This window comes from Paenibacillus forsythiae T98, from assembly GCF_000520735.1.
GTDB classification, from domain to species: Bacteria; Bacillota; Bacilli; order Paenibacillales; family Paenibacillaceae; genus Paenibacillus_AQ; species Paenibacillus_AQ forsythiae.
This window is the reverse complement of the sequence record NZ_ASSC01000703.1, coordinates 1-4078: the sequence shown is the minus strand read 5'-3', so window position 1 is coordinate 4078 and position 4078 is coordinate 1. Positions and strand designations below refer to the sequence as shown.

At 53.9% G+C, this 4078-nt stretch carries 3 protein-coding genes and 1 pseudogene; 3 read left to right on the top strand and 1 reads right to left on the bottom strand.

What is annotated here, in order from left to right; genetic code table 11:
- A partial coding sequence (locus L692_RS0121665; RefSeq protein WP_025702098.1) for a single-stranded-DNA-specific exonuclease C-terminal domain-containing protein occupies positions 1 to 649 on the top strand: 649 nt, incomplete at its 5' end.
- 147 nt (positions 650 to 796) lie between these two features.
- Positions 797 to 1315, top strand: coding sequence for an adenine phosphoribosyltransferase (locus L692_RS0121660; RefSeq protein WP_025702097.1), 519 nt, complete (start codon positions 797 to 799; stop codon positions 1313 to 1315).
- Positions 1316 to 1470: 155 nt separating this feature from the next.
- On the opposite strand, the pseudogene L692_RS31350 reads toward L692_RS0121660, so the two are convergent.
- Positions 1471 to 1855 (bottom strand): annotated as a pseudogene (locus L692_RS31350) (solute carrier family 23 protein); the annotation flags it as partial.
- Positions 1856 to 2122: 267 nt separating this feature from the next.
- Here L692_RS31350 and L692_RS0121650 point away from each other — a divergent pair.
- Positions 2123 to 4078: RelA/SpoT family protein (locus tag L692_RS0121650; protein WP_025702096.1), on the top strand; the 1956-nt coding region annotated here is incomplete at its 3' end.

The following is a 4078-nucleotide window of genomic DNA, read 5'->3' as shown; positions in this document are numbered from 1 at the left end:
GCGGAGGCTGCTGCTGCCGCAGATCGGCGGTGGGCAAGGCCTGGCCGCGGCCGTGGTCTGCAAGGATGGGCTGAAAGAACGGGAGCTGACGGAATGTCAAGGGATGACCTTTTGGGTATATGATCAATATAACGGAATTTCTCCGGCAGACCCTCTGCCTGGGGAAGTTGATGGGAGCCGCGTGTCTCTGCTGTGCCTGCTCGATATGCCGGAATCGCCGTCCCAGCTTGATGCGCTGCTGCGCGCCTTTCCGGAAGTAGAGAACATTGCCCTGCTGCACTCGCTTCGCCAGGAGCGGGATCGGCTGCTCGTTCCAACGAGAGAACATTTTAAGACACTCTACAAATGGCTGGCCGCCATTGCCGCCAGTCCGGTTCCCGAGCAGGAAGCGCTGCAGCGGCTCAGCCGCAAGTCGCCGCTGAGTCTGCGGATGCTGAGGATGATGCTTGACGTATTCGAGGAGCTTGATTTTGTAAGGAGAGAACGAGGGCAGCTGTCCTTCGTCACCCGGCCTGCCGCCCGCGATCTTGCCTCTTCAAGCCATTTTATGCGTCTTCGCGAACTGGCGGAAATGGAGCAATATTTTACGGAAGGAAGTCCGTCCGAGCTGCAGGAGTGGATGGACTCGCGCCGTCTGGGGGTCTCCTGAGGGAGCCGGCGAATGTTGTGCCTAAGCGAGTTTTGCGAAGATGATTCAGGATGTGTATGCTATCAAAACTAAGCGAATGCTTCCGAAGCAAGTTTTGCGAAGATAATTCAGGAAGTAACGCTATCAAAACTTTTAGGAGGAGTTATTTTGGATTTCAAAGAAGTGATTCGTGTGATTCCGGATTTCCCGCAGCCGGGCATCAGCTTCAAGGATATTACGACACTGCTGAAGGACGGCGAAATGTATCGCGGTGCCATAGATGCGCTGAAAGAACGCGTGGCTCATTTAAAGATTGACGTCATCGCAGGTCCTGAAGCGCGCGGCTTTGTCATTGGCGCTCCCCTTGCCTATGCGCTGGGCGTAGGCTTTGTGCCGATTCGCAAGAGCGGCAAGCTGCCGTATGGGACAATCGAAGCCGGATATGATCTCGAATATGGAAAAGACTCTCTTGCGGTACATACCGATGCGATTCTCCCCGGTCAGAATGTTCTGATTGCCGACGACCTGCTGGCAACCGGAGGGACCATTTCCACAGCGGTAAATCTGGTCCAACAGCTCGGCGGCAACGTGGTTGGGGCGGCGTTTCTGATCGAACTGGAGCTGCTGGAAGGACGCAAGAAGCTTCAGGATGTGGAAGTGGTGTCCCTTCTTAGCTACGAGGTTTAATTGTTTCGCGTTTGGTGAGAGAAACCAACTGAGGGATGATCCTTTCGGCAAGCAGGAATCCACTCTATTTTCCGGGAAATAAACAGCCGGCAGTCCACGTACTCAAAGTACGAAGGACTGCCGGTTTTTTCATGCTATGCGCCGCCAATAACCTAGACGGAATAAACCTTCGTAAGCGCTATCACGCCGATATTCTCGCCGTAGGTCTTATTCGGAGTCGAGCCGATGAATCCGGAAATAATGGTTGAAATGCCGTTGCCCATCAGCGAGCGGTCCAGACCCGGATCTTTGGCGAGGTCTTTGCCTACAATATTGCCGGTGACGAGCAGAGGCCGATGTGTTCAACGATAACGACGGAATGATCGTCAGAATAACCTGCCAGTCAAAGGAAGGCGTCGTGACGTTCGGATAGGCCAAAAAATGCGAGCTGGCGATTGCCGTGGTATCCACTCTCTGCATAAGATAAGCCAGGACGTAACCTGTGATAATTCCGATCAGAAAATGAAAGATTTTCGGGAAGCCTCGGAACAGCACCGCTCCGGGGTCCACCCGAACAGGTTGGGCACAAGCACGTTGCTGCAATCCAATCACTCCTCTTTTTGTGTTCGCAAAGTCCGTTATTTTTTTCACAATTGTCCAATCATTCGTTCAGAAATGCCATAGTGTGGCAAGTGTTGACGTAATCCGCCGCAAGCGTCATAATAATAGGAAACTTTCAGTATGAAAAGAAAAGAACCGAACCCTGCCTGCGGATGCGCAAAATACGCGGGTTCATTTTATTATAGAAAGGACACGGATACGACGAGTATGGGCATTGAGCGATTACTTGAAAGGGCCGGAGCTTATATAAAAGAAAAGGATCTTCCACGCATACAGGAGGCGTATGTATTTGCCGATCAGGCCCATCAAGGCCAGGTGCGCAAATCCGGGGAGCCGTATATCCTGCATCCGCTTGCGGTGGCCGATATCGTCGTGAGCATGCAAATGGATGTCATCTCCATTGTCGCGGCTCTGCTGCATGATGTGGTGGAGGATACGACGGTATCGCTCGAACAGATCCGTGAGAAATTCGGCGATACCTGCGCGATGCTCGTGGACGGTCTGACCAAGCTGGAGCGCATCCGGTTCCGGTCGAAGGAAGAGCAGCAGAACGAGAATTACCGCAAAATGTTCATCGCCATGGCACAGGATATCCGTGTCATTGTTATCAAGCTGGCCGACCGGCTGCATAATATGCGGACGCTGAAGTATCAGTCGGAGGAGAGCCAGCGCCGCATCTCGTATGAGACGCTGGAGATTTTTTGTCCCATCGCGGACCGGCTCGGTATCTCGGCCATCAAATGGGAGATGGAGGATATTGCCCTCCGCTATCTGAATCCCCAGCAGTATTACCGGATTGCCAATCTTATGCATAAAAAACGCGCCGAGCGCGAGCAGTTCATCGACAGCGTCATCAGCCGCATCCGCGTCAAGCTGGATGAAATGGGCATTGAAGGCGACCTCTCGGGCCGGCCCAAGCATATTTACAGCGTGTACAACAAAATGACGACAAAGAACAAGCAGTTCAACGAAATTTACGATCTGCTGGCGATACGCATTATCGTTGACAACATCAAGGATTGTTATGCCACGCTGGGCATTATCCATACCCTGTGGAAGCCGATGCCAGGCCGTTTCAAGGACTATATCGCCATGCCAAAAGCCAACATGTACCAGTCGCTGCATACGACGGTGGTTGGTCCTGGTGGCGAGCCGACGGAAGTGCAGATCCGAACGTGGGAAATGCACCGGACAGCCGAATATGGGATAGCAGCACACTGGGCATACAAGGAAGGAAGCGGCTCGGCCGGCAATCCTGAGAACCGGATGCCTTTTTTTCGCGAAATTTTGGAGTTGCAGCATGAAGCCAAGGATGCTTCGGAATTTGTCGAATCGCTCAAAATGGACTTTTTCTCCGATCTTGTCTTTGTCTTCACGCCCAAAGGGGAAGTCATCGAACTGCCGGCGGGTTCCGTGCCGCTCGATTTTGCCTTCCGGATTCATACGGAGGTCGGCAACCGCACCATTGGAGCCAAGGTGAACGGACGGATTGTGCCGCTTGACCATAAGGTGAAGACCGGCGATATCGTGGAAATTCTGACCTCGAAGCATTCCTACGGGCCGAGCCGGGACTGGCTGAAGATCGCCCAGTCTTCGCATGCGCGAAGCAAGATCAAGCAGTGGTTCAAAAAAGAGAAGCGCGAGGAAAATGTCGAAAAAGGGCGCGAAGCGATCGAACGCGAGCTGAAACGGCTCGGAACCGAGCCTTCGGACTGGATGTCGGACGACAAGCTGCTCGAAACGGCAAAGAAGTTCGCTTTCAATGACATTGAAGATATGCTCTCGGCGGTCGGCTTCGGCGGGATTACGGCGGCGCAGATCGCTACCCGGCTGACGGAGAAGCTGCGCAAGGAGCAGGAAGAAGCGGCGGCCGCGCATCTGGAGCTGACGATCGAGAAGAAGGAAATCAAGGTCGCCGATAAGCGCAACCAGCCGACGAACGGTGTGCGCGTCAAGGGAATCGACAATCTGCTTGTCCGCTTTGCAAGGTGCTGCAATCCCGTGCCGGGAGACGATATTGTCGGTTACGTCACGCGGGGCCGCGGCGTTTCTGTGCACAGGTCGGACTGTCCGAATATCAAGGCGGAGGAAAGCGAGGAAGCGGCGCGCGTGATCGAGGTCGAGTGGGAAGGCAGCATGGAAGCGAACTACAGCGTCGACATC